23 protein-coding genes are annotated in these 24054 nt (G+C 61.1%); 10 read left to right on the plus strand and 13 right to left on the minus strand.

Going from position 1 to position 24054, the window contains the following annotated elements; genetic code table 11:
• Nucleotides 1-21: 21 nt before the first annotated feature.
• Both LB571_RS24175 and LB571_RS24180 read left to right on the plus strand, forming a co-directional pair.
• On the plus strand, nucleotides 22-552 hold the full coding sequence (locus LB571_RS24175) for a DUF1003 domain-containing protein (protein ID WP_140725922.1): 531 nt from the start codon (nucleotides 22-24) through the stop codon (nucleotides 550-552).
• Between the two features lie 290 nt (nucleotides 553-842).
• On the plus strand, nucleotides 843-1235 hold the full coding sequence (locus tag LB571_RS24180; RefSeq protein WP_224598587.1) for a response regulator: 393 nt from the start codon (nucleotides 843-845) through the stop codon (nucleotides 1233-1235).
• 339 nt (nucleotides 1236-1574) lie between these two features.
• Here LB571_RS24180 and LB571_RS24190 read toward each other — a convergent pair whose 3' ends face one another.
• The 4 genes from LB571_RS24190 to LB571_RS24205 all read right to left on the minus strand — a co-directional run bounded on the left by LB571_RS24190 (nucleotide 1575) and on the right by LB571_RS24205 (nucleotide 3885).
• Entirely contained in the window at nucleotides 1575-1751 is a 177-nt protein-coding gene (locus LB571_RS24190) for a hypothetical protein (protein WP_157163632.1), read from the minus strand.
• A 172-nt stretch (nucleotides 1752-1923) separates the two neighbouring features.
• Nucleotides 1924-2517 carry a sigma factor-like helix-turn-helix DNA-binding protein gene (locus LB571_RS24195; protein WP_224598590.1) on the minus strand — a complete coding sequence of 198 codons (594 nt, stop codon included), beginning with the start codon at nucleotides 2515-2517 and terminating at the stop codon, nucleotides 1924-1926.
• Nucleotides 2518-2894: 377 nt separating this feature from the next.
• Nucleotides 2895-3131, minus strand: a complete 237-nt coding sequence (locus LB571_RS24200; RefSeq protein WP_015316415.1) for a DUF6894 family protein — start codon at nucleotides 3129-3131, stop codon at nucleotides 2895-2897.
• A 19-nt stretch (nucleotides 3132-3150) separates the two neighbouring features.
• A complete protein-coding gene (locus LB571_RS24205; protein WP_015316416.1) occupies nucleotides 3151-3885 on the minus strand; it encodes a Crp/Fnr family transcriptional regulator in 735 nt (244 codons plus the stop codon).
• 227 nt (nucleotides 3886-4112) lie between these two features.
• Between LB571_RS24205 and LB571_RS24210 the strand changes: the two genes are divergently transcribed.
• Together LB571_RS24210 and LB571_RS24215 are read left to right on the plus strand one after the other, a co-directional pair.
• On the plus strand, nucleotides 4113-4376 hold the full coding sequence (locus LB571_RS24210) for a hypothetical protein (RefSeq protein ID WP_224598592.1): 264 nt from the start codon (nucleotides 4113-4115) through the stop codon (nucleotides 4374-4376).
• Between the two features lie 238 nt (nucleotides 4377-4614).
• Complete coding sequence (locus tag LB571_RS24215; RefSeq protein WP_224598615.1) at nucleotides 4615-7956, plus strand: DEAD/DEAH box helicase; 3342 nt, start codon at nucleotides 4615-4617, stop codon at nucleotides 7954-7956.
• Between the two features lie 280 nt (nucleotides 7957-8236).
• Here the strand turns inward: LB571_RS24215 and cyoD are convergent, their stop codons facing one another.
• From cyoD to LB571_RS24240, 5 genes are all read right to left on the minus strand, one after another.
• Nucleotides 8237-8653, minus strand: a complete 417-nt coding sequence (gene cyoD / locus LB571_RS24220) for a cytochrome o ubiquinol oxidase subunit IV (RefSeq protein ID WP_015316420.1) — start codon at nucleotides 8651-8653, stop codon at nucleotides 8237-8239.
• The gene (locus LB571_RS24225) at nucleotides 8650-9336 is read right to left on the minus strand and encodes a cytochrome (ubi)quinol oxidase subunit III (protein ID WP_224598618.1); all 687 of its coding nucleotides are present in this window, start codon (nucleotides 9334-9336) and stop codon (nucleotides 8650-8652) included. Before LB571_RS24225 ends, cyoD begins: the two co-directional genes overlap by 4 nt.
• Nucleotides 9333-11336 carry a cytochrome o ubiquinol oxidase subunit I gene (cyoB, locus tag LB571_RS24230; RefSeq protein WP_224598792.1) on the minus strand — a complete coding sequence of 668 codons (2004 nt, stop codon included), beginning with the start codon at nucleotides 11334-11336 and terminating at the stop codon, nucleotides 9333-9335. Before cyoB ends, LB571_RS24225 begins: the two co-directional genes overlap by 4 nt.
• Nucleotides 11337-11338: 2 nt before the next feature.
• Complete coding sequence (gene cyoA, locus LB571_RS24235) at nucleotides 11339-12355, minus strand: ubiquinol oxidase subunit II (protein WP_224598621.1); 1017 nt, start codon at nucleotides 12353-12355, stop codon at nucleotides 11339-11341.
• Nucleotides 12356-12536: 181 nt separating this feature from the next.
• Nucleotides 12537-13406 (minus strand): MBL fold metallo-hydrolase, encoded by an 870-nt coding sequence (locus LB571_RS24240; RefSeq protein ID WP_015316424.1) that lies wholly within the window; start codon nucleotides 13404-13406, stop codon nucleotides 12537-12539.
• Nucleotides 13407-13719: 313 nt separating this feature from the next.
• On the opposite strand from LB571_RS24240, the gene LB571_RS24245 reads away from it, so the two are divergent.
• Nucleotides 13720-14889 carry a beta-glucosidase gene (locus LB571_RS24245; RefSeq protein WP_224598625.1) on the plus strand — a complete coding sequence of 390 codons (1170 nt, stop codon included), beginning with the start codon at nucleotides 13720-13722 and terminating at the stop codon, nucleotides 14887-14889.
• A gap of 58 nt (nucleotides 14890-14947) precedes the next feature.
• Here the strand turns inward: LB571_RS24245 and LB571_RS24250 are convergent, their stop codons facing one another.
• Genes LB571_RS24250 through LB571_RS24260 form a run of 3 tightly spaced genes read right to left on the minus strand, consistent with a single transcriptional unit; the run spans nucleotide 14948 to nucleotide 17842 of the window.
• On the minus strand, nucleotides 14948-15469 hold the full coding sequence (locus tag LB571_RS24250; protein WP_015316426.1) for a ferritin-like domain-containing protein: 522 nt from the start codon (nucleotides 15467-15469) through the stop codon (nucleotides 14948-14950).
• A gap of 34 nt (nucleotides 15470-15503) precedes the next feature.
• The gene (gene glf / locus LB571_RS24255; RefSeq protein WP_140614620.1) at nucleotides 15504-16667 is read right to left on the minus strand and encodes a UDP-galactopyranose mutase; all 1164 of its coding nucleotides are present in this window, start codon (nucleotides 16665-16667) and stop codon (nucleotides 15504-15506) included.
• Nucleotides 16668-16669: 2 nt separating this feature from the next.
• Nucleotides 16670-17842: a glycosyltransferase gene (locus LB571_RS24260; RefSeq protein WP_224531246.1), complete on the minus strand. Its 1173-nt coding sequence runs from the start codon at nucleotides 17840-17842 to the stop codon at nucleotides 16670-16672.
• Nucleotides 17843-18204: 362 nt separating this feature from the next.
• Here LB571_RS24260 and LB571_RS24265 point away from each other — a divergent pair, with 362 nt between their 5' ends.
• A complete protein-coding gene (locus tag LB571_RS24265) occupies nucleotides 18205-19122 on the plus strand; it encodes a hypothetical protein (RefSeq protein ID WP_181166253.1) in 918 nt (305 codons plus the stop codon).
• Between the two features lie 179 nt (nucleotides 19123-19301).
• Nucleotides 19302-20147, plus strand: coding sequence for a manganese catalase family protein (locus LB571_RS24270; RefSeq protein WP_015316430.1), 846 nt, complete (start codon nucleotides 19302-19304; stop codon nucleotides 20145-20147).
• 66 nt (nucleotides 20148-20213) lie between these two features.
• Here the strand turns inward: LB571_RS24270 and LB571_RS24275 are convergent, their stop codons facing one another.
• Entirely contained in the window at nucleotides 20214-21854 is a 1641-nt protein-coding gene (locus LB571_RS24275; RefSeq protein WP_224598629.1) for a M20/M25/M40 family metallo-hydrolase, read from the minus strand.
• A gap of 344 nt (nucleotides 21855-22198) precedes the next feature.
• On the opposite strand from LB571_RS24275, the gene LB571_RS24280 reads away from it, so the two are divergent.
• From LB571_RS24280 to LB571_RS24290, 3 genes are read left to right on the plus strand one after another with little or no spacing between them, the layout of a single operon-like run.
• Nucleotides 22199-22810, plus strand: coding sequence for a hypothetical protein (locus LB571_RS24280; RefSeq protein ID WP_140715606.1), 612 nt, complete (start codon nucleotides 22199-22201; stop codon nucleotides 22808-22810).
• Complete coding sequence (locus LB571_RS24285; RefSeq protein WP_140715605.1) at nucleotides 22807-23199, plus strand: phage holin family protein; 393 nt, start codon at nucleotides 22807-22809, stop codon at nucleotides 23197-23199. The genes LB571_RS24280 and LB571_RS24285 overlap by 4 nt, the downstream gene beginning before the upstream one ends.
• Nucleotides 23196-24035, plus strand: coding sequence for a hypothetical protein (locus LB571_RS24290; protein WP_224598634.1), 840 nt, complete (start codon nucleotides 23196-23198; stop codon nucleotides 24033-24035). The genes LB571_RS24285 and LB571_RS24290 overlap by 4 nt, the downstream gene beginning before the upstream one ends.
• Nucleotides 24036-24054 lie beyond the last annotated feature (19 nt).

The raw sequence follows: 24054 nt of genomic DNA on the forward strand, positions 1-24054 counted from the left end.
CGCCAAACCGGGCTTTCAAAGATGAACGATCAGCATCCCGCCGACATGCAGTCGGTCCTTCAGCAGAACATACAGGCTCTGGTCGACCACAGGCGACAACAGGAGGAGCACCAAGGCGTTCAGGTGCGAATTGCCGGCATCATTTCGCGCTTCGCGGGAAGCATGCCCTTTGTCTATTTGCATCTCGCAATTCTGGTCGCCTGGATCCTTGCGAACCTTGGCCTGATACCGGCCGTCCCAGCTTGGGACCCAACTTTTGTGATCCTGGCCATGGTGGCTTCGGTCGAGGCGATCTTCCTGTCCACCTTCGTGCTGATCAACCAAAACAGGATGGCCGAACACAGCGAGCGCCGAGCGGAGCTGGATCTGCAGATCAGCCTTCTCAACGAGCACGAAACCACGAGGCTCATCGAAATGGTGGCTGCTTTGACCGAGCGCCTCAATGTCTCCACACCGGCTGATCAGGAGCTGCCGCAACTGGCCGAGAATGTCGATCCCCGGCAGGTGATGACGGAAATCCAGCAAGCTTCTGGAGATCAGGAGAAATCTTGAGCAAAAACGAAATGCCCCGCATTGGAGGCGGGCTGCCGCGGAGGCTAATCGAATAAGAGCCTACATCCAGAGGAACATTCGCTGCACTTCAAGGTTCGGTCGCGGGCCTACAATCCTCCCTTGTCTTGGCCTTCGAGGCTGTCGAAGCAGCTTCAGCCCGTCTCGGCTTTCCGAGGCGGGCTTCTCATGACTCCGCCGCGAGGTCGCGGTGACAACAGGCCGATGCGTGTCATATGGAACCAAGTTGACGCCGAGATCGTAGTAGCGGTGGCGACTTGGGGATATCCCGGATGAGCGATGGCGTTGTTCTGATCGTCGAAGACGAGACGATGATACTGCTCGACCTCGAGTCAGCTTTGGAGGAGGCTGGCTTTCAGGTCGTCGGCGTTCGAAATGCTGCCGAGGCGCTGGCGGCCTTCGACCCCGATCCCACCAGGTTCAAGGCCGTGCTCACCGACATCCGTTTGGGGCCGGGACAATCCGGGTGGGAGATCGCCCGGCATTTGCGTAGGGCCAACTCGACCATCCCAGTTGTCTATATGAGCGGCGACAGCGCGGTACACTGGGGAGCGGAAGGAGTGCCCAACAGCATTATGATCACCAAGCCCTTCTTTCTGCCGCAAATCATAACCGCCGTTTCGCAGCTTTTAAACGCTCGGCAAGCCCCAGAAACTCACATCTAGCGCTGATAAGCTTTTTCTCCTTCCACGAAAATCCATGGAACATTCTGTCCCGACCAGCGTTAGGGCGCGCCGGAGAATCCTTATTGTAGGTTTCTTGCAGTGCATGGGCGGGATGAAATGCATAGGGATGCCTATACCCCATCGGAACTTGCCGTACTGAGCCGTGTTCTTGCACGCAGCAATCTCAAGAACGAGACTGAAGCCGAGAGAGAACGGCGCGCATCGCGCATCCTTGCTTACTACCAAGCCGGGATCACGGACGAGAACGAGCTTGAACAGCTGTCCCGGCAGCCGCTGGGAAGATGACGACTGAGCGTCCGTGTCTCGGCAAGCATGCATTTATTCGTCGAGCTTTCGGTCGAGTTCGTCGAGCAACGACCGATGCTCGCGCGGCATGTCCGCGTCTGTCGGTAAGTCCAGCAACTGGCGAAGCTGGCGACGACTGGCGTCCGATGCAATCCACTGACGTATGAGACGGGCTATGGCCTTCTGTTGCGCCTTGCCGATTTCTTCCATGTTGGGAACCCGAGCTTGTCCGAGGGTCGAACTCGGCGGATCCCCTCATGGTTCCCTGTCATGGATAACAAACCGGCGGTTGAGCTATAGGCTATCTCAGGGCAAGTGATGCGTGGCTGCCTGACAGGCATTCCGAATTTTTGCGTTGAACACTGCCGCGCTTTGCTCACCATCAATTCGATATTTCAGGCGTGGCTTCCGCCGGGACACCCGACAGGACAGCCATTCTTGTCCTCGCATCCTGTATCCGGCCCTTGATGGTGGCTGTGTCGCAATCGCAGATGTCGGCGGCGTCTTCATAGGACAGTCCGAGCATGCAAACCAGAACGATGGCCTGCCGCTCCGGATCCGCCAGGAGGTCAATGGCATGCGCTATCCTTGGGCCGGCTTCCATCTGTTCCTGTGTGTCGGTGGCAAAAGGTTCTGACAGGCAGCTCGCCGGTCCTCGAGGCTGGGGGGCTGTGCCTTCAAGCCTGGCCAAGGAAGCCCTGCGCATGGTGGCGAAGATCCAGGGCTTTACCCGGCTTCCGTCAAGACCATCGAGATCTGCAATCCCTTTGACCAGTGTTTCTCGGACAAGATTGTCAGCTTCGTCGATGCTGCCGCTGAGCGAACGTGCGAATGCCCGCAATGCGGGAACAAGGTCGACCAGGTTCGTCTGTTCGCCAGAACATGGTAAGGACGATCCGCCAGGGTCGGTAGCGGGCTGTGTCTGCTCCGCAAGCGCCGGATCGGACGCGTTGAGCTTGCGACGGTGGTCAGCCATCACACCGATCCTCCAGGGACATGGGACCTCTTTCGTGTCGGTCTGATCTGGTGGGGTGAAGGGTCCAAGAAGCGACAATTGTCATGTTTTGCTCCAGGCTGATACTCGGGCCCGTCATCAGCAGGGTCCTGCGTGCGAGCAAGGGTGCATTGTCCCCCGGCACGCACAGACCCAATTAATCCGGTCGCCGACTAGGCGCACTTACATAGATTAAAGCGCCCACCCGCTTGCATCGATGGATCCACCCCATGACCGAGCCCTGAGTGATCCTATGGCTCGCGGCCCTTCGAGAGTTCTCGCTCGATGCAGTCCGATGGCCATGTTGAAGCTGGTTGGGTGGGGGGCTGATCCGATAATGGCGTGAAAATCGGCCGAATTCATCTCATCAATTTGATCTGAAGCGAGAGGCTTAGCCGCAGAACCTTGTCGCCATTTTCATCACGCACCTCGACAAACAATTTCTGGCCGTCGACGCTTTTCAATGCGTCTCTCGTAAGATCGATAAGGCCCTCGAATCCGACTCGGCGCACCTCTTCCAGGCCAGCGCATTCGACACCTATCTCATCCTGCAAGACCAAATCGCGATCGCCGGTGTCAAAGAAAAATCGTGCCATGGGAGAGCTTCCGTCACCACTAATCTGCCGGGTTCTTTTGATGCAGGTAAGTCGTGTCGAAATCCCCTGCGTGAGTGAGGCCGGGCCAGTCGATTGCATGCATTCTCGACCCCGTGGTGGCGATCAGGCCTTCACGTCGTAGTTCCTGAAGCATTCGGTTGACGTGGACCGTCGACAGACCCAATGCGTCGCCAAGTGCGGCTTGGGTTATGGGAATATCCGCAATGTGATCCTGAATGCGTCCGACCGCCCGCAAGCGAAATATGAGTTCGCACAAAATGTGAGCCATGCGGGTGTAAGCCTCACGCCTTCCAACGTTGGTGACCCACTCCCTGTACATCGCGGCGTCGATCAGCGTCGACCGCCAGAAAGCGGTGGCGATGCGAGGGTGCTGGTCACAGATGCTGCGTAGAACATCGTGTCGCATGAAGCCCACTCGGGCCGGCGTCATGGTCGAGAAATTACAATCCATGACCGACAGATGCAGCCCGTGCAGATCGGGAATGTCCCCGGCCACGAAGAAAGACGTGATCTGTCGCTTTCCTTCGCTTGTGTATTTGGTGGACCCGACCAAACCATCCAGGACGACAAACGAGTAAACAGGATGGTCACCCTCACGCACCAGGTCGTGGTTGGCCGAAAAATCTTTCTCCTGAATCGGTATGCTTTTCAAAACCGCGATTTCGGCTTCTCGAATGTCCGAGATGGTCTGAAGCTTGCGGATAAGTACATCCGAGGACGAAGAGGGGGACAAAATGGCTACCTAGCTGATGTTGCCCACCGAACTTTTATCCCAGCCAAAAGTTCCGGATGGCGGTGAAATCCGAATGAGCAGAACCTGGTTTGCCAAAGGCGCGATCAAAACCGCAGCCCACGGAACAAACGCACCCACGGCTTTGTACGTTTTCATACCTAACGCCGCTCCGCCGGAACGTAGGGTAGGCATTCGCGGTTACGTCGGACTCTTCGGGGGAGTTCGCCATGGATGAGCCTCAGACAGCTTTCATTGATCGCCTGATCAAGGAAACCAGCATCAGCGAAAAAGACGCCCGCGAACTGGTAGCCCTGCTAGGGCTCAATTGGCCGTCCTTGGTTCGGGAAGCGAAGCTCCTGAAGCCACACGCCCACGGTGCCTCTTCTATGAGCGCGGACGGCGGCGGCCTCTCTGACTTCCATACGGGTTCTAGCCAGGTCTCGGAGCAAGGCGGCCATTCTAGCCCGCTGGTCGGCAAGACTGACACCTAGCGCCCGCTACAAGTTCGTTCAAGCATAGGGGAGATCTGGAAGGATGGTCGCTAAACGGCCATCGTCCGCGACGGCACCGCTGCCAACAGAAGCGGCTCATCGAGAGGCGCATCTTTGGCGCGTCGCCAGATAAGAACGCAAGACCGCGCGCGCTGCCACTGCCTGCAACACTTTAATCCGCGCCTCAGGAACGGAGTGGTCCCACTGACGTTCTCGACGGTGGCAAGGTGAGACCTCAGTGAACAGACCCATTTCGCGGACGGAAATCATCGAAGAAGTCCATCACCCGTCGAATGACGGGGACCTCGCGAGAGACCAGGGCGCCTCGCCTTCCGCCGCAATCGCGGCGGCGCTGGCCGACTCCCTTGAGAGCGGTCCAAACAAGCATATTGTCCATATAGCCGCCTCGGAACGCAGTGCCGAAGAGACCGCTGCGGCTTTGCGTCAGTTTCTGCCGAGCGCGGACGTCATCTTCCTGCCGTCCTGGGATTGCCTGCCTTACGACAGGGTATGGCCGACAAGCGCCAATATGGGGCGGAGGCTTCGCGCTCTGCGTGAGATCGCGAGCGAGCCAAAACGTCCGCGCATCGTGGTTCTGTCGATCGAGACTACTCTCCAGCGGGTGCCGCCCGCACCAGTCATTGCTGGCGGTTTTACAATTCTGGAACTCGGACAAGAGTTCGACCCGGATGGTTTCCGAACGAGAGCAGAGGCGATTGGATACGGTGTCGACGAAAGGGTCGACGAACCGGGCGAGATAGCCTTTCGGGGCGACCTCATGGACATATTCCCTGCTGGCGCCGATCACCCGGTTCGCGTCGTCATCGGTCCAGATAGCTGCATCCGGGAACTCAAGACCTATGACCCCATCAGCCAGCTTAGCGAACAGTCGCGCGAGTCGGTCACGGTTGGGCCAGCATCCGAGCTGATTTTCGCAACGGGGGATCATCCCGAGTTGGCAGCGATGCGCGAGACGTCGATGGAAGAACGCCTCGTCGCGTTGTACGGCAGCATGCCGTCGGTCTTCGATGTGGCATCCGACGCCTGTGTCTCCATCGCGGAAGGTCTCGAAGGCGCGCCGCTCGACCGCTTCCTGGGCCTGATCGAAGATGCTCGTGGTGCGAGGCAGGAGGTTGCCGCGCCCGCCAAACCCTTGCCGGAACAGTTTTACCTGTCGCGTCAAGAATGGGACGTCGCAGTCCGTAAACGCCACGGCACTAGTCTCGCCGTTTCTGCCGCGCGAGTTCCCAAATTCTTCCAGCAGGCGCGATCCGGGCATCGGTTCGCCGAATTTGCGGAAAGGCAGACACGGTCGGGTGTCACCGTGGCATTCGCGGGCGAGGCCTCCGAACTGCAGCGAGCCGATCGTCTGCTCGATCGGAAGCTTGGTCGGCGAATGGGGGAAGTGGCGGACTGGCCGCGGATCCGTTCGGCCCCAACGGGCTCTCTTCTCAAGGCCGAGATCGTTCTCGACGAAGGCTTTCTCGACGAGCAATCAGGCATCGCGGTGGTGGCCGCGGCCGACCTGTTTGGCCACGCCTTGAAAGCAAATGGCGGCGCGGCCACCAGCATACTCGAACCCGAGTTGCGCATTGGCGACGTCGTCGTCCATGAGGACCATGGCCTGGCCATGCTGGCGGCGGTCGAACAGGTCGAGTTGGCCGGTCAGCAGCAGGATGTCGCCAGGCTGGAATATCAGGACGGAGCTTCCTTGCTGGTCCCGGTCGATGAGTTTGGGCGGATATGGCGCTACGGCTCGGAACCCGGTGCAGTGCCGCTCGATCGCTTGAACAGCGATGGGTGGCTCAACCGACGCAAGGCGGCGCTGCGCGATATCGACAGGCTGGCCAAGCGCTTGAGGGACCTTGCCAATGCCAGGTCCAGCCAGCCTGCCGCGATCATAAAACCCTCTCGCGCGGACCTTGCCCGGTTCGCGGCGCGGTTTCCCTATACCGAGACTCCCGACCAGGCTGCCGCCATCCGCGACGTGCTCGGCGACCTGTCGTCGGGGAGAACAATGAATCGCCTTGTCTGCGGCGACGTCGGCTTCGGCAAGACAGAGGTGGCCCTGAGGGCCTGCGCCGCCGTGGCCCTCTGCGGGAAGCAGGTGGCGGTGATAGCGCCGACAACGGTGTTGGCACGTCAGCACTACGAGACGTTCAGCAGAAGATTTGCGGGAACCGGCCTCGACGTCGCCCACCTCTCGAGAATGGTCGGAGCGGCGGAGGCGAGAGCGGTGAAGGAGCGGCTGCGGAGCGGTCAGGTCGCGGTGGTTGTGGGTACCCAGGCCCTGGCGGCCAAGAGCGTCAGCTTCGCCAATCTCGGACTGCTGGTGATCGACGAGGAGCACCGGTTCGGCGTCAAGCTCAAGCAGGCGCTGCGGAACATGGCGCCCTGCCTTCATACGCTGAGCATGAGCGCCACGCCCATACCGCGGACGCTGCAATCGGCGATGTCAGGCGTCCAGGAGGCCAGCGTCCTCAACTCTCCGCCCGCCAAAAGACGTCCCGTTCGCACCATCCTGGCGCCCTTCGATCCAGCTTCGGCAAGAGCCGCCCTTTTGCGCGAGTTTCGTCGGGGCGGACAAAGCTTCCTGGTGGTTCCGCGCATCGAAGACATCGATCCGGTTCGCCTGCAGCTAAACAGACTGGTGCCGGAACTCGCGGTCAAGACGGCGCACGGCGAAATGAAAGGGAGACAACTGGACGACATCATGGTCGGGTTCGCTAACGGTGACGGCGACGTCCTGTTGAGCACCGACATCATCGAGAGCGGCCTCGACGTGCCGCGGGCCAACACCATACTGATCTGGCGAGCGGACAGGTTCGGTCTGGCACAGCTGCACCAGCTTCGCGGCCGGGTCGGAAGGGGGGCGGTGCAGGCTATTGCTCTTCTTCTGACCGAGCCTGGCGTCGAACTGGCCGAAGGCACAAGAGCCCGACTTTCGACCATGATTGCGCTCGATCGGCTTGGCTCCGGCCTTGCGATCAGCCAAAGGGACCTCGACCTGCGCGGGGCAGGAGACCTTTTCGGCGAAGATCAAGCCGGACACATGAAGCTGATCGGAGCAGGCCTTTACCAACATTTTCTGCAGCGGGCGGTCTCGCTGGCTGCGGGAGGGGCCGATACCGACAAGCAGCTTGCCGACATCAACGGCGCCGGAAAAGGGGCCTTTCCCGAAAGTTACGTCAACGAGCCGACGGTGCGCGTCAGCCTCTATGCGAGGCTGTCTCGTTTAGCTGCCGAGACGGACCTCGATGCATTCGGCGAAGAGCTTGAGGACCGCTTTGGAGACATGCCCGGCGAAGTGGCGGATTTACTGGAACTGACCAGGTTGCGCATAGCCGCGGCGGACCTGGGCATCAGCAAAGTCGATGTGGGACCAGAAGGGATCGCGATTACCTTCCGCAAGAAGCCGGTGGCATCAAAATGGCGCTTTAAAAACGCACAGGGCTTCGAGTTCCGCAACGGCCGGCTGATTTTCAGGCCCCCGATCCAGTCTCGCGGCTCAGGTATCGATGCCGTCCGCTCGGTGCTCGGTGCCTTGCGTGCAGCCCGGCCGGCGCGGCGCCGCCCATGATGGGTTCGCTCGGATCACCGGTTCCAGATCGTGGGGAAAGTCCGGCGCTTCGATGGGCAGTTCGTCAGCCGGCGTTCTTTCCCTTTGAGTCACGGCCGGAAGCATTTCGGCGACCTCGATGAGGATATCCTTGACGAAGTGATTGATCTGGGCGCCCATCTACCGCGAGCCTGTTGTCTCCGATGGCGTCCGAACTTGCTGCCCGAACCAAAGTTCCCGCCTGAGACGCGTGACGAGGCGAGCGAAAGTCAGCTAATACCGTGTCCGGCGTGCGGTTCGCTCAAGGCATCACTCCGGCTTGATGGGCGGTCATGGCAGCCATATTCTGATCCAGATGGGCCATGATCCAGACTGAGCCCAGAACCACCAGCGCCACGATCAGCACGCCGAAGGCCAGGGCCAGGACGTTGTTGGTGTTGTCCCGTCCGGTCGTCAGGTGGAGAAAGAAGACAAGATGCACGCCCATCTGCGCGACAGCGAGCACCACCAGGGCCGAAATTACCGCCGGCTGGTAGATCAGGTTGGTCTGAGCCGCCAGGAACGAAGCGATCGTCAGCAGGATGGCCAGGCCGAAGCCAAGCAGGTAGCCAGAGAGGCCCCCCGCCATTTCGTGCTCGGTTATGCGTTCCTCGCCCGGTGCTGAATCGCGGCGGTCTGGCGTCTCGCCTGTCCCGCTCTCGCCCCCGATCTCGGTCATGGCGATGCTCCTAACAGATAAACCAGGGTGAAGATGGCAACCCAGATGATGTCGAGCGCGTGCCAGAAGAGCCCGAAGCAGTGGAGCCGCCGCAAAATATCGGACCGAAAACCCTTGACCCACAGCTGCGCCATCATGGTGCCGAGCCAGAGCAGGCCGAGGGCGACGTGGGTCCCGTGGCAACCAACGAGCGCAAAGAAGGCCGAAAGAAATGCACTTCGAGACGGGCCTGCCTGCTCGCCGGCCATCGCCGCGAACTCCTGCACCTCCAGGAGCAGGAAGGCTGCCCCGAGCAGGCCCGTAACCAGCAGCCAGAACTGGGTGGCAGCCATCGATCTGCGGTGGCTAGCGAGCGTTGCCAAGCCGCAGGTGAAGCTCGAACTGAGCAGAAGGCCCGTTTGCACCGCAACGCGCGTGGGCTCGAACAGATCCTTGCCGGCCGGCCCGTCGGCGGTTGCCTTGGCGAGCACGGCATAGGCGGCGAAGAAGGCCGAGAACATGATGATGTCGGACAGCAGAAAGATCCAGAACCCGTAGGCAACGGTGACGAACTTCGACGCTGGGCCGCCCTGTCCGTGGCCCGTCGCGGATCTTGCACCATGGCTGCCGGTGCGATTGACCCGGTATTGGTCGCGTGTCTGGCCGTCGGCGCTGATGTCGCTGGTGAAGGCGTGATCGCTCATACCGGACGTTCCCAGCTGCGCAGGAAGGCAAGCCGCGCGGCTCGGCCGTTTCGGTCTATTCGCGCGACCTCATCGGCGGGGATCTCGTAGTCGCCATGATCGCGCCAGGCGAAGACGACGAAGGTGGCGTAGGCGCCGATGAAGCCGACGATCGCCAGCCACCAAATGTGCCAGATCAGCGCGAAGCCGATCAGCGTGCTGAAAAAAGCGGTGACGAAGCCCGTCGGGCTGTTGCGCGGCATCTCGATAGGCTCGTACGCGGCCTCCGTCCCCGCACCCTGCTCCTCGATCCCCCGCTGCTTGATGGTCCAGTAGGGTTCTTCGTTCTCGACATGTGGCAGCCGCGCAAAGTTGAAGGCGGGCGGAGGGGAGGGTGTCGACCATTCCAGCGAACGCCCATCCCACGGGTCGCCGGTCTCGTCGCGAAGCTTGTCGCGATGCCGGATCGAAACCACCAGCTGCATGATCTGCAGCGCGGCGCCGATGATCATCACCAGCACGCCGAACGCGGCCACCACCAGCCACGGTGCCCAAAGATCCATGTCGATGTGCTGAAGGCGCCGCGTCATGCCAAGCAGGCCGACGATATAGAGGGGCACGAAGACCAGCATGTAGCCGACCAAGGTGACCCAAAACGCCGCCTTCCCCCAACCTTCGTGCAACCGGAAGCCGAATGCCTTGGGGAACCAGTAGGTGAAGCCGGCGAAGGCGCCGAACAGCACGCCCGAGATGATGACGTTGTGGAAATGTGCCACGAGGAAAAGCGAGTTGTGCAGCACGAAGTCGGCGGGCGGGACGGCAAGCAGGACGCCGGTCATGCCGCCGACGGTGAAGGTGGTGACGAAAGCCAGTGCCCAAAGCATGGGCGTGTCGAAGCGAACGCGCCCGCCATACATGGTGAAGAGCCAATTGTAGATTTTTACGCCGGTGCCGACGGCGATCACCGAGGTGGCGATGCCAAACGCGGCATTGACGTCGGCACCGGCGCCCATTGTGAAGAAATGGTGCAGCCAGACCATGAACGAGACGATGCAGATGAACATCGTCGCCGCGACCATCGAACGATATCCGAACAGCGGCTTTGACGAGAAGGTCGAGAAGATCTCGGAAAAAATCCCGAAGGCTGGAAGCACCAGGATGTAAACCTCGGGATGGCCCCAGGCCCAGATCAGGTTGACGAACATCATCTGATTTCCGCCGGCTTCGTTGGTGAAGAAATGGAAGCCGAGATAGCGGTCCAGCGTCAGCATCGCGAGCGTGGCGGTGAGGATCGGGAAGGCCGCGACGATGAGCAGGTTGGATGCCAGCGATGTCCAGCAGAACATCGGCATGCGCAGGTACCCCATTCCCGGCGCACGCATCTTGAGGATGGTCGTCACCAGGTTCACGCCGGTCAGCAGCGTGCCGACGCCGGAGATCTGGATCGACCACAGATAGTAGTCGACACCGACGCCCGGCGAGTAGGTGGTTTCCGACAAGGGTGCATAGGGCAACCAGCCGGTGCGCGCGAACTCGCCGATGACAAGCGAGATGTTGACCAGCAGGGCTCCGGTAGCCGTCAACCAGAAGCTGACTGAGTTGAGTGTCGGAAAGGCGACATCGCGGATGCCAAGCTGCAGTGGCACGACGAAATTCATCAGTCCGATGATGAAGGGCATTGCCGCGAAGAAGATCATGATCGTGCCGTGCGCCGAAAAGATCTGGTCGTAATGCTCGGGCGGAAGATAGCCTGGACCGTGGATGGCCAGCACCTGTTGCGTGCGCATCATGATGGCATCGATGAAGCCACGCAAAAGCATGAGCATCGCGAGCACGATGTACATCACGCCGATGCGTTTGTGGTCGACCGAAGTTATCCACTCGCTCCACAGATAGGGCCAATATCCCTTGAGACTTATCCAGCAGAGCACCGCTGCCGCGGCGAGGAACACCGCGAAGGCCGCACCGAGGGGGATAGGTTGGTCGAACGGAATCGCCGACCAATCGAGCTTGCCGAGCATCGTCATTCTCCCCCTTCTGCCTGCTGGTGGTGTGCCATGGCCGCCGCTCGTAACGCCTTCGGACTGACCTGTGGCTCGCCGCTGCCGGTACTTTCAGCGGGGCCGGGGCCGGGCGGCAGCGTCTGCTGAACAACCGCTTCGAACAGCCCGGGCTGCACGTGGCCGAACGAAGCCGGCGGCAGGTTTGTGCTTTGCCGGGCGAGCTCGCGGTAAGCATTGGCGTTGAGCACGCCGCCGCCGCCACGCAACGATGACGTCCAGCGGGTGAACGCATCAGGCGAAACCGCGGTCACGCTGAAGTTCATGTCCGAGAAGCCGTCGCCGCTGAAATGCGCCGACTGACCGAAATAGCTCCCCTCGCGGTCGGCCTGCAGATGCAACTCGGTCTGCATGCCGTTCATGACGTAGACCATACTGCCAAGCTGAGGCACGAAGAACGTGTTCATCACGCTGGCCGAGGTCAGCTTGAAATGCACGGGAACGCCGGCCGGGATGATCAACTGGTTGACCGCTCCAACACCCTGCTCGGGATAGAGGAACAGCCATTTCCAATCCAGCGCCACCACTTGGATGTCGAGCGGTGGCCGCGCCGAGGCGATCGGTTTGCGCGGATCGAGGTGATAGGAACCGTAATAGATCAGTCCGCCAAGGAAGAGGATGGTGAGCGTCGGGATCGACCAGACGATCAACTCGATCCGACCGGAATAGGTGAATTCCGGGTCGTAGCGGGCATTGCTGTTCGAGGCGCGGAACTTCCAAGCGAAGGCCAGCAGTGCGATCAGCGTCGGAATGACGATCACCAGCATCACCGCCAGCGAGTTCAAAAGGATCGTGCGATTGCCCGCGCCAATTGGCCCTTGCGGGTCGAGCACGCCCCCCGCGCAGCCGGGCAAGAATGCGGCTGCGGGTATCCAGAGCAGCGAACGCGCCGGCTTGAAGGTGGGTGGCAATAACAGTGGCTGCGCCACGCATCTCGGGGAGGACGCGTCGTGAGGGCACGCGTTCTTCGCGTTTTCCATCTAAGTCTTCCCTGACGCAGAATTCGAGATACGCCCGGTGTCGCCTGCCGCCCAACGAACGCCTAACTGGCGCCTGTGACGTTTGTTCCGCCGCCGCCCGTCTTGGGCCGCCCGGGCGGCAAAGCCGGCGCGTTTTTGACAGATCTTGAGAACCGCAGCAGAGCGCTGCGCTCGGACAGGCTCAGCTATTTGGAACCGTCGCCGGCTCGCGCACGAATTTCATCTTCGGCGGCACGGCAAACTCCGTGAACCGATCAGCCAGGCTGTCAAGAGCTTGACGCATGCCCATGCCAGCCGCCGCCGCCCCATGTCCACTGATGACCATCTGCGGCTTCAGCGCGGCCAGGCGCTTCACCGATCTTTCCGCCGCATCCCAGTCCGGCGTGAAATAGCGTGGCGGACCGTGCATCTCAAGATCCTGAACGGCGACCTCATAGACCGACTCCTGGCCTGTGGTGATGAAAGCGTCCCCTACGATCAGCGAGCGGTCCTCCTCGCGCCAGAGCGAGATATGCCCCGGGGCGTGTCCTGGCGTGTGCAGCCACTGCCATCCGGGCATTCCGGGGATCGAACCGTCGGCCGGCAAGAGTTCCAGACGGTTGCCAAGATCGATCGGCCCGCGTGGAAATAGCGGCGAGAGCAGCGCCATCAGTCCACCCCCGACCCAGGGGTCCGGCGGCGGATAGGATGTGGTCCCGTCCAAATAGGGGCGCTCGAGCGGGTGGGCGAAGACAGGCACGTCCCACGTATTCGCCAGGTCCAGAACCGTTCCCACATGGTCGAAATGGCCGTGCGTCAAGATGATCGCAGCCGGCCGCGCGTCAATCCCGAAGCGCTTCTCCGCCACAGCAAGGATGCTGCTCCGGGACGTCGGCAACCCGGTATCGATCAGCACCCATTTCCGGTCTCCGCTGCCCGGTGCGCCGAAGAACACGACATTGACGATTGCCAGCCGCAAATAACCCAGATCCGGTGCGATGCTCCAAGCACCGTCGCCACGATCCTCGCGCCTGGCGTGGTCGATATCGGAAAGTTGAATTTGAACGGTCATGTGATCCCGTGCCTCTGTTGTTTGCCGGGCAGCCGGTCGAGTTAAGCGACGCCGGTGCTACATCGTCCCGAACTTGGCTCGAGCCTCCTTGTTCCTGATGTCGCCAATCGCCACCCAGCTCGCGCCTGGTCGACCACCGGAACAAAGGCTCGGCCAGTCGGTTCGGCTTTACCCCGCTCAGGCAGGATGAGGGGGCAGCTGAGCTGAGCAATGGGACGCGGCTTGCCTGATCGGATCCGGCGTTTTGCCAAGGCAATTCGCGGTCCAAACAGGGCGGCCGAGTTTGAAACCGACTGCCCAAAGGAGACTTCGAATGGACGAAGTGGGACGCACGGACGGGCACGAAGTGGGTGAGTCGGCTCCGAAAGCTTCGCGCTTTGCCAGTTTTTTCATGGCGGGCTTTGAGTGCTCCTCGCATCGGCGCAAGGATGGCGTCCGCCTCGACCTTATTCGTGCGACTTCGCATAGTTTGCATGCCCTCGGCGATTACCGGGCCTGCGCCGAACTCGGCCTGCGCACCATTCGCGATGGGCTACGCTGGCACCTGATCGAAACCGCTCCTGGAACCTATGACTGGTCAAGTTGGATGCCTATGGTCGAGGCAGCCCAATCGGCAGGGGTCCAGGTCATCTGGGACATCTTCCATTATGGATCCCCGGATCATGTCGATCAGGGGTCCATCCAGTTCATCGATGCCTATGCCTCGTTCGCGGCGGAAGCCGTGAGGGTGTACCGTTCGATAACCGGAACATCGCCTCTGTTGTGTCCGATCAACGAAATCTCCTTCTTCGCCTGGGCCGTCGAGGTCGGCTATTTCCCGCGCGTAGGGCCGAACAAGCGGGGATGGTTCAAGCGGCATCTCGTCAAGGCTGCCATCGCCGGTGTTCGTGCAATGCGGGAGGTCGATCCGGCATGCGGATTTGTCTGGGCCGAGCCGCTCATCCACATCGCGCCTCGCGACCGGACCCGCGGCGAACGGCGCCGCGCCGAAAACGCCCGACTGGGACAGTTCGAGGCCTACGACATGTTGCTGGGCCGCGTCGAACCGGAGTTGGGCGGCAGCGAGGATGTTGTCGACGCCGTGGGCCTGAACTTCTACCCACACAATCAATGGTACATAAATGGACCGACCATTCCGATGGGGCACCACGAGTACCGTGCTCTGTCGGAAATGCTGATCGAGGTCGCTCATCGATACGGCAAGCCGATGTTCATTGCCGAAACCGGCTCGGAGGGATCGGGCGGGGCGGCTTGGCTCCACTATGTCTGCGACGAGGTGCGTGCGGCGATAAAACTCGAAGCGCCGATCGAGGGTATTTGCCTGTATCCGATAACCGCTTACCCCGGGTGGGATAATTCCCGACATGCGGAGGTGGGATTGTTTTCCGTCATCCAGGCGGATGGCACGCGACGCCTCCGCCAGCCCGTCGCGGACGAACTGGTTCGGCAGCAAGATCTGTTCGCACCAAACCGGACGCGTTGAAGGAGCGGCCGGCAACCAGGCGGGGGCGGCGTTGTGGATGCCGCCCCTGGCCGTTGGATCAGCTTTTTGCGGTCTCCCCCGCCGCGCGCAACTTGGCGTACCGCAGGGTCACGTCGCTCAGATTTTCCTTAAGCCAATCGGCCATCGCTTCCTCTTCGCTCAGATTTTGCTTGAGGACCGTTTCGGCATCCTGGAAGCCGCCGGCCTCGGCGAGCACCAGGAGCGAATTGTAGGCAGCGATCTCGTAGTTCTCGAAGGCGAAATTCGCTAGGCTGTTCTTGATGATCTCGTCGCCTGCCATCGAGTGTCCCATGGCAGCCATGCTGCCAACCATCGACAGGGCCGTGTCCTTGAGAGTCGAGTGCTCTTCATCGAGACCCTCCAGGACCGTCTCGAGCCGAGTGATCTGGCCCTCGGTCTCTTGAATATGCCGGCGCAAGCGATCAGCCACCTCAGGATAATTCTCGATACGCTCGACCTGTGGTTTCATGATCGACAGCGCTTGGTTCTCCATGGCATGGGCGTTGCGCAAGCCAACAATGAATATCGAACGGCTCTCCGAGTTGAAGTTTGTATCCATCGCAATTCTCCTTCTGTTTTCTGCCGCGGTTAATTCAGCTCCCATGTGCGGGAGAACTCGCCACCAGTCCGGCCAGGGACGTCCTTCCAGTGCCCGCCCATTCCGGCAGACTTTTCTGGATGCGAGCGAAAGTGGCCAGAGCCTGTCCGACCACCTGGTCCATGTTGTAGTAGCGGTATGTTGCCAGGCGGCCGACAAACCACACGTCGGGACAGGTTGCGGAGAGCGCTTCGTAGCGCTTGTAGAGCGCTTCGTTTTCGGCTCGCGGCACCGGGTAGTACGGGTCGCCGATATCCGTCGGGTATTCGTAAGTCAGGCTGGTCCGCGCGTTCTGCTGGCCGGTCAGATGTTTGTACTCGGTGATGCGGGTGTAATCTTGCGTCTGCGGATAATTGACGACGGCGACCGGCTGAAACTGCTCGCGGTCCAGGGTGACGTGCTCGAAACGCAGCGAGCGATAGGGAAGATGCCCAAGCTGCCACCCGAAATATTCGTCGATCGGACCGGTATAGATCATCCGCCTGAACGGGATCTTCTCACGGATTTCGCGGAAATCGGTCTGCAGCATGATCTTGATGTTCGGATGGTCGAGCATGCGTTCAAACATCCTGGTGTATCCGCCGGCCGGCATTTTCTGGAAACTATCGCTGAAATAGCGGTCGTCACGGTTGGTCCTGGTCGGCACTCGTGCCGTCACCGACTTGCTCAGTTGACTGGGATCGACGCCCCATTGCTTCCTGGTGTAGCCACGGAAGAATTTTTCGTAGAGCTCGCGGCCCACCGTGCTGACAACGACATCCTCGGCCGTGCGAACGTCCTCCACAGTCTCGCGTCGCGACGCGAAGAATTCCTCCAACTGGGCCGAGGTCAGGTCCAGTCCATAAAGGCTGTTGATCGTGTCGAGATTAATCGGGATGGGAACGAGTTTCCCGTCCACCGCCGCCAACACCCTGTGCTCGTATGACCGCCACTCGGTGAACTGCGACAGGTAGTCCACGATTGCCTGGCTGTTGGTGTGGAAGATATGCGGACCGTAGCGGTGGATCAGGATGCCGGCTTCATTGTAGCAATCATACGCATTGCCGCCGACATGGCCGCGACGATCTACCAGCAGGACGCTTTCGTGACGCTGCGAGGCTATCCTTTCGGCAAGCACGCTGCCGGCAAAACCCGCCCCGACGACCAGCCAGTCGAACATGGCTAAGCGCTCCTGCGAAGAGGGACGATTTTCTTGCGTTCATGGGCGCGCTCGATGTGAGCCGCCATGGCATTCCATGTTCGCTCCCAGGAGGTATCCGCAAGGTAGGCGTCGACTTGTTGCCGGAGCATCTGGCGCGGTCGCGAAAGAGCCGAGCGGAGCTTGGTTTCCAGATCGTCGCTGTCGGCGATTTCCACCAGCCCGGCAGCGCCGTAGCTGCGCACCACGTCCACGATCGCCGTCGAGACTACCGGCAGCCCCGCCGCGAGGAACTCCGGCGTCTTGGTCGGGCTGATGAAGCGGGTCGCTTCATTGAGGGCGAACGGCATCCAGCCGGCATCCCAATGGCGCAGGTAGTCGGGCAGATCGCGGTAGGCTTTCCCGCCCAGCCAGTGAAGGTTCTCGGCGCGCGGCAGGCTTGTAGCGTCGATCTTGACCACCGGGCCGAGCATGACGAAATGCACGTCCGGCATGGTCTCCGCCGCCTGGGCTACGAGATCGACGTCCAGCCGCTCGTCGATGACGCCGAAATAACCGACCCTCGGGTGAGGAATGCCGGCCTGATCGGCCGGGTCTTTTCCCGGCTTCCTGGCCTGGTGAAAGTGGTTCACGTCGATGCTGCTCGGAAAGGGATAGATCGCGTGATGCAGGTGGCGCTTGGTCTCGAACAAGCTCAGGCCGCCGGTGAAAACGAGATCGGCGCGGTGCAGAAGCGCCTTTTCCATCTGCCTCAATTCAGGCGGCGCATTCTTGAACGCCGAGAGTTCGTCCATGCAATCATAGACACATATGTCAGGCTCAAGGTACTCCGTGAAGCGGAGAGCCATTGGCGTATAATACCAAGCGATCAGCCGGCTGTGCGGCATAGAAGCGATTGTCTGCTGAACAAATCTGCGCTGCGTCGCATCTGCTTTCGCGGCCGACGTGCCGACCGGGAGCACTGGTGTCACAATCAGAATGTTTGGCGAGGCCTCGCTCGTCCGCATTAGCGGCTGCGGCAGTTCTTCAAAGACAGGTTCTTCAAAGTAGACAACCCTCTGCTGCATGGATGCGAGTGTGAGGATATGCTGCGGGCGTTGATGAACGAAGTTCCACCTTAAATGAGAGAAGCAAACCAGTAGATTTTGCCTGCCAGCCTGTTTACTGACGGTGACCCTGCCCAAGGCTGCTTCCATTGAGATATTCCTTTTATAGACGGTGGTTTATGTTGCGACTAACATTTGTTAATCGTGGATGAGGGGGAACTAGACTTCGGTTTCAGCTCCTAACTTTCGGGTAGGTGAGTTGTTCCAAGGTGAAACGGAGAGCCTCGGTCGCCGCTTCGGATTGGACGAATGCAAAGCGCCGGCTGCGCGGAGGCAGACTGGCTGTCTCAAATGGCGGGTCATCGAAACTGCCCCCGACCAAGTTTGCTGGTGGAGAACCGCCTTCGCCGTATTTGCGTTGAACTTGCTGGCTATAAAATGTGCCGGACATCAACTTGATTCGCCCGCAGCTTGGGCGGGTCCGGGGGGCAAGGGCAAATTCCGGGGCTAAGATGAAGATCGACTTCGATACCAACGTGTTTCCGCTGTTCCATCCGCAAAGCGTGGATGATCTCAAGGACCCATGCCCCGTCTTCGATGGCAGGCTGTGGCATGTGTTCGGCTCAAGCGGGACGGTGACGACCGAGACGTGGAGGATCCTGCACGCCACGGCCCCCGACCTCTATGGGCCTTGGACCGAGCACGAAGCGATCGAGCTTCCCATCAACGGGACCGGGGTCGCGGCTCCGGGCGTCATCCACGAAAGTGGCGTCTTCCATATGTTCATCCAGACCGAGTTCATGAAATCCGGGGGCCGCTGCGAGCATGCGGTTTCCAACGATGGCTTCCATTGGGTGGTTCTCAGCCCGGCCATTCTCGCCATCCCCGACACAGAGGAGGATGGCATCTACGATCCGCATCCGGCGGTCATTGGTGGCAAGCGCTATCTCGTTTACTCTGCCATGCCGAAATTCAACAGGGTGCCGCAGCCCGACATCTATCTCGCACGCAGCCAGTCCGACTCGTGGTTCGGGCCGTGGAAGCGGATCGGCAAGATCCTCGATCACGCTGATGTCCCTCATCACAATACGAGAGAGGACCCCGACTATGAATGGGGCATAGAAGGTGCCCAACTGGTCGAGTTGCCGGATGGCCGAGTGCTTCTGAACGCCACTTGCTTTCTTCCAAATGGCCTTCGTGGGAATCGCCAGCGCGTGTTTTTTGCCATCGCTGACGAGGTTGCCGGACCTTACGTGTCCATAGGCCCGGTACTCGAACCAGGCCAGCCGGGCGAGAACGGTCATTCAACGGTGATGATCGAAGGCAGCCAGCTTTCCCTGTTTTACCAAAGCCGGGTTGCCGCGACCGACCACCGGTGGCGCTACGGCTTGGCCCGATGTGACGTGGCTCTGTTTTCCAAGGTTGCATGATCCTGGTCTGCCGGCCGGCACGACTGCGTTCGACTGGCCGGAGCGGCTGTCGTCGTCGTGCAATTGAGTTCCGTTGACACGAGGCGATCCGTTGCCAGTTCTTTCCAAATTAAACGCCTACCCGGGCGGAACAATGCTTCCGGGCTGAGGTTCGGCTGACTTCAAACGGAGAGTCAGCCATGTATTACACCGACAAGAAATTGCAGTTCCCGGTTCGAGTCGAGACGCCGAACCCAATCTTTGCACGCGCCTTACAGCAGGCCATAGGCGGAGTGGAAGGCGAAATTCGTGTCGCCTTGCAGTATTTCTTTCAGGCGTGGGGGTGCCGTGGACCGGCCAAGTACCGCGACCTGCTGTTGAACACAGCCACCGAGGAGCTCGCCCATATCGAGATGCTGGCGACCGCGGTCGCGCTCAATCTCGAAGGGGCACCGCTTTCGCTGCAGGAGGACGTGTCGTCCGATGCGGTCGGCGGCTCTGTCCTCAACGGGATGAATTTCCGTCATATCTTGTCGACTGGGCTCGCCGCCCTGCCGGAAAACTCCAACGGTGTTCCCTTCAATGCTTCGCATGTTTATGCCAGCGGCAATCTTGCCGCCGATATGGTCGCCAACGTAACCGCGGAAGGAAGCGGACGCGTGCTTGCGACCCGCCTCTACAACATGACCAACGATGCCGGAATGAAGGACATGCTGTCATTCCTCATTGCGCGCGACACCATGCATCAGCAGCAGTGGCTGGCGGCGATCGAGGACATGGGGGGCCTGACTGCGTCTCTGCCGGTGCCCAATTCCTTCCCGCAGGAGAAAGAGCGTCAGGACGTATCCTATGCCTTCATCAACTGTTTCATCGAAGGTGTAGCACCGGCGCAGGGACGCTGGAGCGAAGGCCCGTCGATGGATGGCAAGGGCGAGTTCTCCCTGGTGCCCGGCGCACCGATGGGCGAGGAGCCAATGCTTTCGCCGCCACGGCCAAGCTCTGGCGCGCAGAGCGAGCAGATGTTCGACAGGAAGGCAGCCGAATAGTCATAGTCGCAGGCCGAAGGCGGCGGCCAAATGGGGGCCGCTTCCGCTTTGTGCCGTTCGTACTTGTCAGGTCGCGTCGGGCCGAAGGATCCTGGCGCAGACATCGCGAATGAGCTGCGGCAGGACGTCGAACGCATAGCCGACATGCAATCGTTCGAGCGGCGTGTGATAATCGCGTCCCCACGGACCGATGTTGATTGTCGGTATGTTGGCCAGGGCTCGCGTGAGGGGCCAGCGCACGCTGTCTTTCCAGGCTGGTGTGTTGCGGGCGACGACGTCGAGGGAGGACTCGGCCGCTTCGCCAAAGAAGCTCATGTCCGAAATCCCGGCGAAATAGTCCGCGCAGGTGACCACGCTGCCATAGCGAGCCGCTGCCTCGTCGGCCACCTCGACGGCAGCGGCTCGCAGCCTGGCGGCTGCCGGCTGCGCGGAAAGGTTCGTCGGCAGATAGGGAATGGATCCGAAGCCCGTCACGATGGCTGGTCCGGCCAAGCGGCTGAGTTCCCAGGCCTGCTCGGTTATCAATCGGCACTTCTGGGGCAGGGGCTGGTCGCCGGCGGCGATCGAAGCGGAAACAGCTTCGAGCCGCATCCGCTCCGGTTCTTCGAGACGCGCCAGCAGAGTCTCATACCGATGGACCGGGATCGATTGCACCATCTCCAGCAGACCTGTTTCGTGCTGAGCGGAGACGCGCCGCCGGAGCTCCTGTAAAAGACGCGAGGCCGCTTCGGCGCATAGGCTGTCGAACCGGTCGAGCACCTCACTGGGCGCCCGGCGATAACTCAGCACATTGAAAGTGGCATGGGCGGTCCGCGGTGTCGTGACATCATACCCCGTCTTTCCGTCCCGAATCCCGAGCAGGCTGGGCGGGGTGCCGGGTTCGGTGCCGCACATGTCGGTGAGCTCGGGCGCCCATTCGATCCGCGCGGCGATTGCCGCGGCGATCGCGCCGGCATTGAGGCCATTCAATGGAAAGCCGCTATGTGTGGGAACACCAACCACGCAGGCGGCCGGAAGCAGCTTGCCGACGGTTCCCAGAGCGATGACGCGACCCTTGCTGCCGTCGCCATCATCCGCGATCGCATCGAGATTGATCACCGCGAGCAAATCGAGGTCCCGCTCTTTACAGAGTCCAGGCAGCATCTGCGCCGCCTTGCGGGCGCCGGCGGAATTGTTCTCCTCGTCCGGCACTGCGATAAAAAGCAGATTTCCAGCCGGCTTTGCGCTTTCGGCAAATTCGGCGCATACGGCCAGCCCGGCTGCAAGGCCCGCCTTCATGTCGAGAAGACCGCGTCCGGCAAGGAACTCCCCGCCCGCGAAATCATGGTGGGCCAGAATGGCGGCTGGAGCGTTCGCGGCGACGAGGGAACCGTGCAACGCCTTTGTCAACGCGTCGGGCCGAGTGGCCAGAGGCTCCAACTGTCCGTAGTCGCTTGTCCCGACGGTGTCGTAGTGACCGGTCAAGAGCACGGTCGAGCGACCAGTGCCGCGCAGGAGCATCGCCACGCAGTGACGGCCGTCCTGGGGTCCGACCTCGATCGTCCAGACCTCCGCGTTCTGAAATGCCGTCTCCTTTCGGAGTTCCGCCGCCAACCAAGGGCCGAAGGCAGCCTCGCCGTCCGTGCCGGTGATGCTCTTCTGCTCGGTCAACCCGATTGCCCAGCGCCGCGCGCGACTGGACAGCGTCTCGATAGGGTTGCGGGTCATTGCGGTCCTGCCATTCGGGTGGGAACGGTGGACCCTATCCTGGTCAAGCGATTTCTCTCAAGCGTACTTCGGCCCTGGCTTAGTGGAATTAGAAGGCATTCGTGCTCTGAGGGGAACTCTCGGGCCGGGGCAGCTCATCTCGATCGCGGACTGGCGGCGCTTCCGACCAGTTCTTCCTGCATTGCTCTTGGATCGCAAAAAGCTCTTCGCCGACGGAACATCGCAGGGTCCATGAAGTTGGGCTGCCAAGGAGGAACGTGCCATGAACGGTGTCATCTATCTTATCGGCCTCGTCGTTGTCGTGCTCGCGGTCCTCTCCTTCCTCGGTTTTCACTAGGTGACCCATGCAACGTAATGACGGCCAGGGCCGTAAAGCCACCGATTTCGACAAGGCGACAAGCGACGTTTCCGATAGGCTTGGCCGGGAAAAAGAGCGCGCGAGCGAGTTGCTTCACGATGCTCGCGACGGACTGACCCGCAAGGCTGGCGACTACGCGACAGAAGCCACGCAGGTTATTTCGGACAAGGCGGAGGAGACGCAGCGCGACATCGGATCAAGCTTGGCGGCGTTGGGCGGCGCGTTACGCGCGGCCAGCGAGCATCTGGCCAACAATGATGAAAGGACCGCGTCGAAATTTGCCCTGGACGCCGCTGGCGGGCTGGAGCGGCTTTCCTCCTCGTTGAAACAAAAGCCGTTCGGCCAGGTGCTTGAGGATGTGCAGTCTTTCGGCCGGCAAAACCCCGGTGTCCTGCTTGCCGGGTCTGTACTGGCCGGATTGGCGCTGGGTCGGTTCATCAAGGCTTCCCCGCCCAGAAGCCCCGAAGCATCTCGAAGTGCCTCGGGTGGTGCAAATTCGCAGACCGGCGAAGCTGCTGGTTGGTCGGCCGATGGGGCGCAAGGATTCGGCGGCGGTGTTGACGATCTGGCCACGCATTATGGGGAGCAAGACAGATGAACACTCAAGACAATCCCAGCCTCGCGACCCTGGTGACCGACTTGGCCCAAAACGTCACCACGCTGGTGCAAACCGAAGCCAGGCTTCTGCGGGCGGAGCTCTCTGAAAAGTTTACCAAGACGGGCGCTGGCGCCGCCGAGGTGCTGGGCGGGGCCATCTGCCTGCTCGCGGCTCTGCTCGTGCTGCTTCAGGCACTGGTCATCGCATTGACGAGGGCAGGGCTGGGGGCCGGGTGGTCCTCTCTGTTGGTCGGCGTGGTGGTGGCAGTTCTTGGCGTCATTCTGCTGCGCACCGGCATGGCAAGCATGGCGCCTTCCGAACTTACTCCCGACCGAACCCAGGAACAGCTCAGGCGCGACGCGACTGTGATCAAGGAACAAGTGAGATGACCGAGAAATCCGCAGCCGAACTCGAACGCGAGGCGGAAGCCGCGCGCGCCAGGGTGGTGGAGACCGCCGAATCCATTCGAGGCAAAATGACACCGGGACAATTGCTGGACGAATTCACCGGCATCTTCTCTGGAGGAGAGAGTTCGGCAATGCTCAACAACCTGAGAACGCAGGTCAGGGACAATCCCTTGCCCGTGACCATGGTGGGCGCCGGTCTGGCTTGGCTGATGCTGGGCAGCGGTCCGTCGAACGGCAGCCGTCGCCCGGCCGGCTATACGGCGCCAACCCCGCCCCGCGGGGGTGACGAGGCGGAGGGCGGCGGCTTGGGCAGCACGCTCTCCGGAACCGCTGAATCGCTCACGTCGGCCGCAAGCAGCGCTGGCGCAGCCATATCGGGCGCAGCAAGCGGCGTCGCCGAAGGGCTGACGAGCAACGCCGCCAGCGCAGGATCGACGGCTGGCGACATGGCTGCGAAAGCCAGCCGCTCGGCACAGGAGCTGTTGAACGATCAGCCCCTCGCCGTTGCGGCGGTCGGTCTCGCCATCGGCGCCGCGATAGGCGCCATGCTGCCCCATACCGCAATGGAGGATGAGCAGCTGGGCGGCTATGGCGAGAAGCTTCGCAACACCTCGGAGACCATGCTCGAGCAAGGCCTCGATCAGGCCAAGCAGGTTGCCGCGGACGCCTATGAGACGATCAAGCAGCAAGCTGGACGGCAGGACACGCAAGCAGGCACGGTGGCCGACCAGATTGGTGAAATCGTCAAGTCCGCGGCCGACACGACGGAGCAGTCCGTACGGGAACGGATCTCTCCCCCGTCGGAACAAAAATCCTAGCCGAGGATGCTGGAGCCGC

Origin of the sequence: Mesorhizobium sp. BR1-1-4, assembly GCF_020165375.1 — a bacterium.
GTDB lineage: Bacteria > Pseudomonadota > Alphaproteobacteria > Rhizobiales > Rhizobiaceae > Mesorhizobium > Mesorhizobium australicum.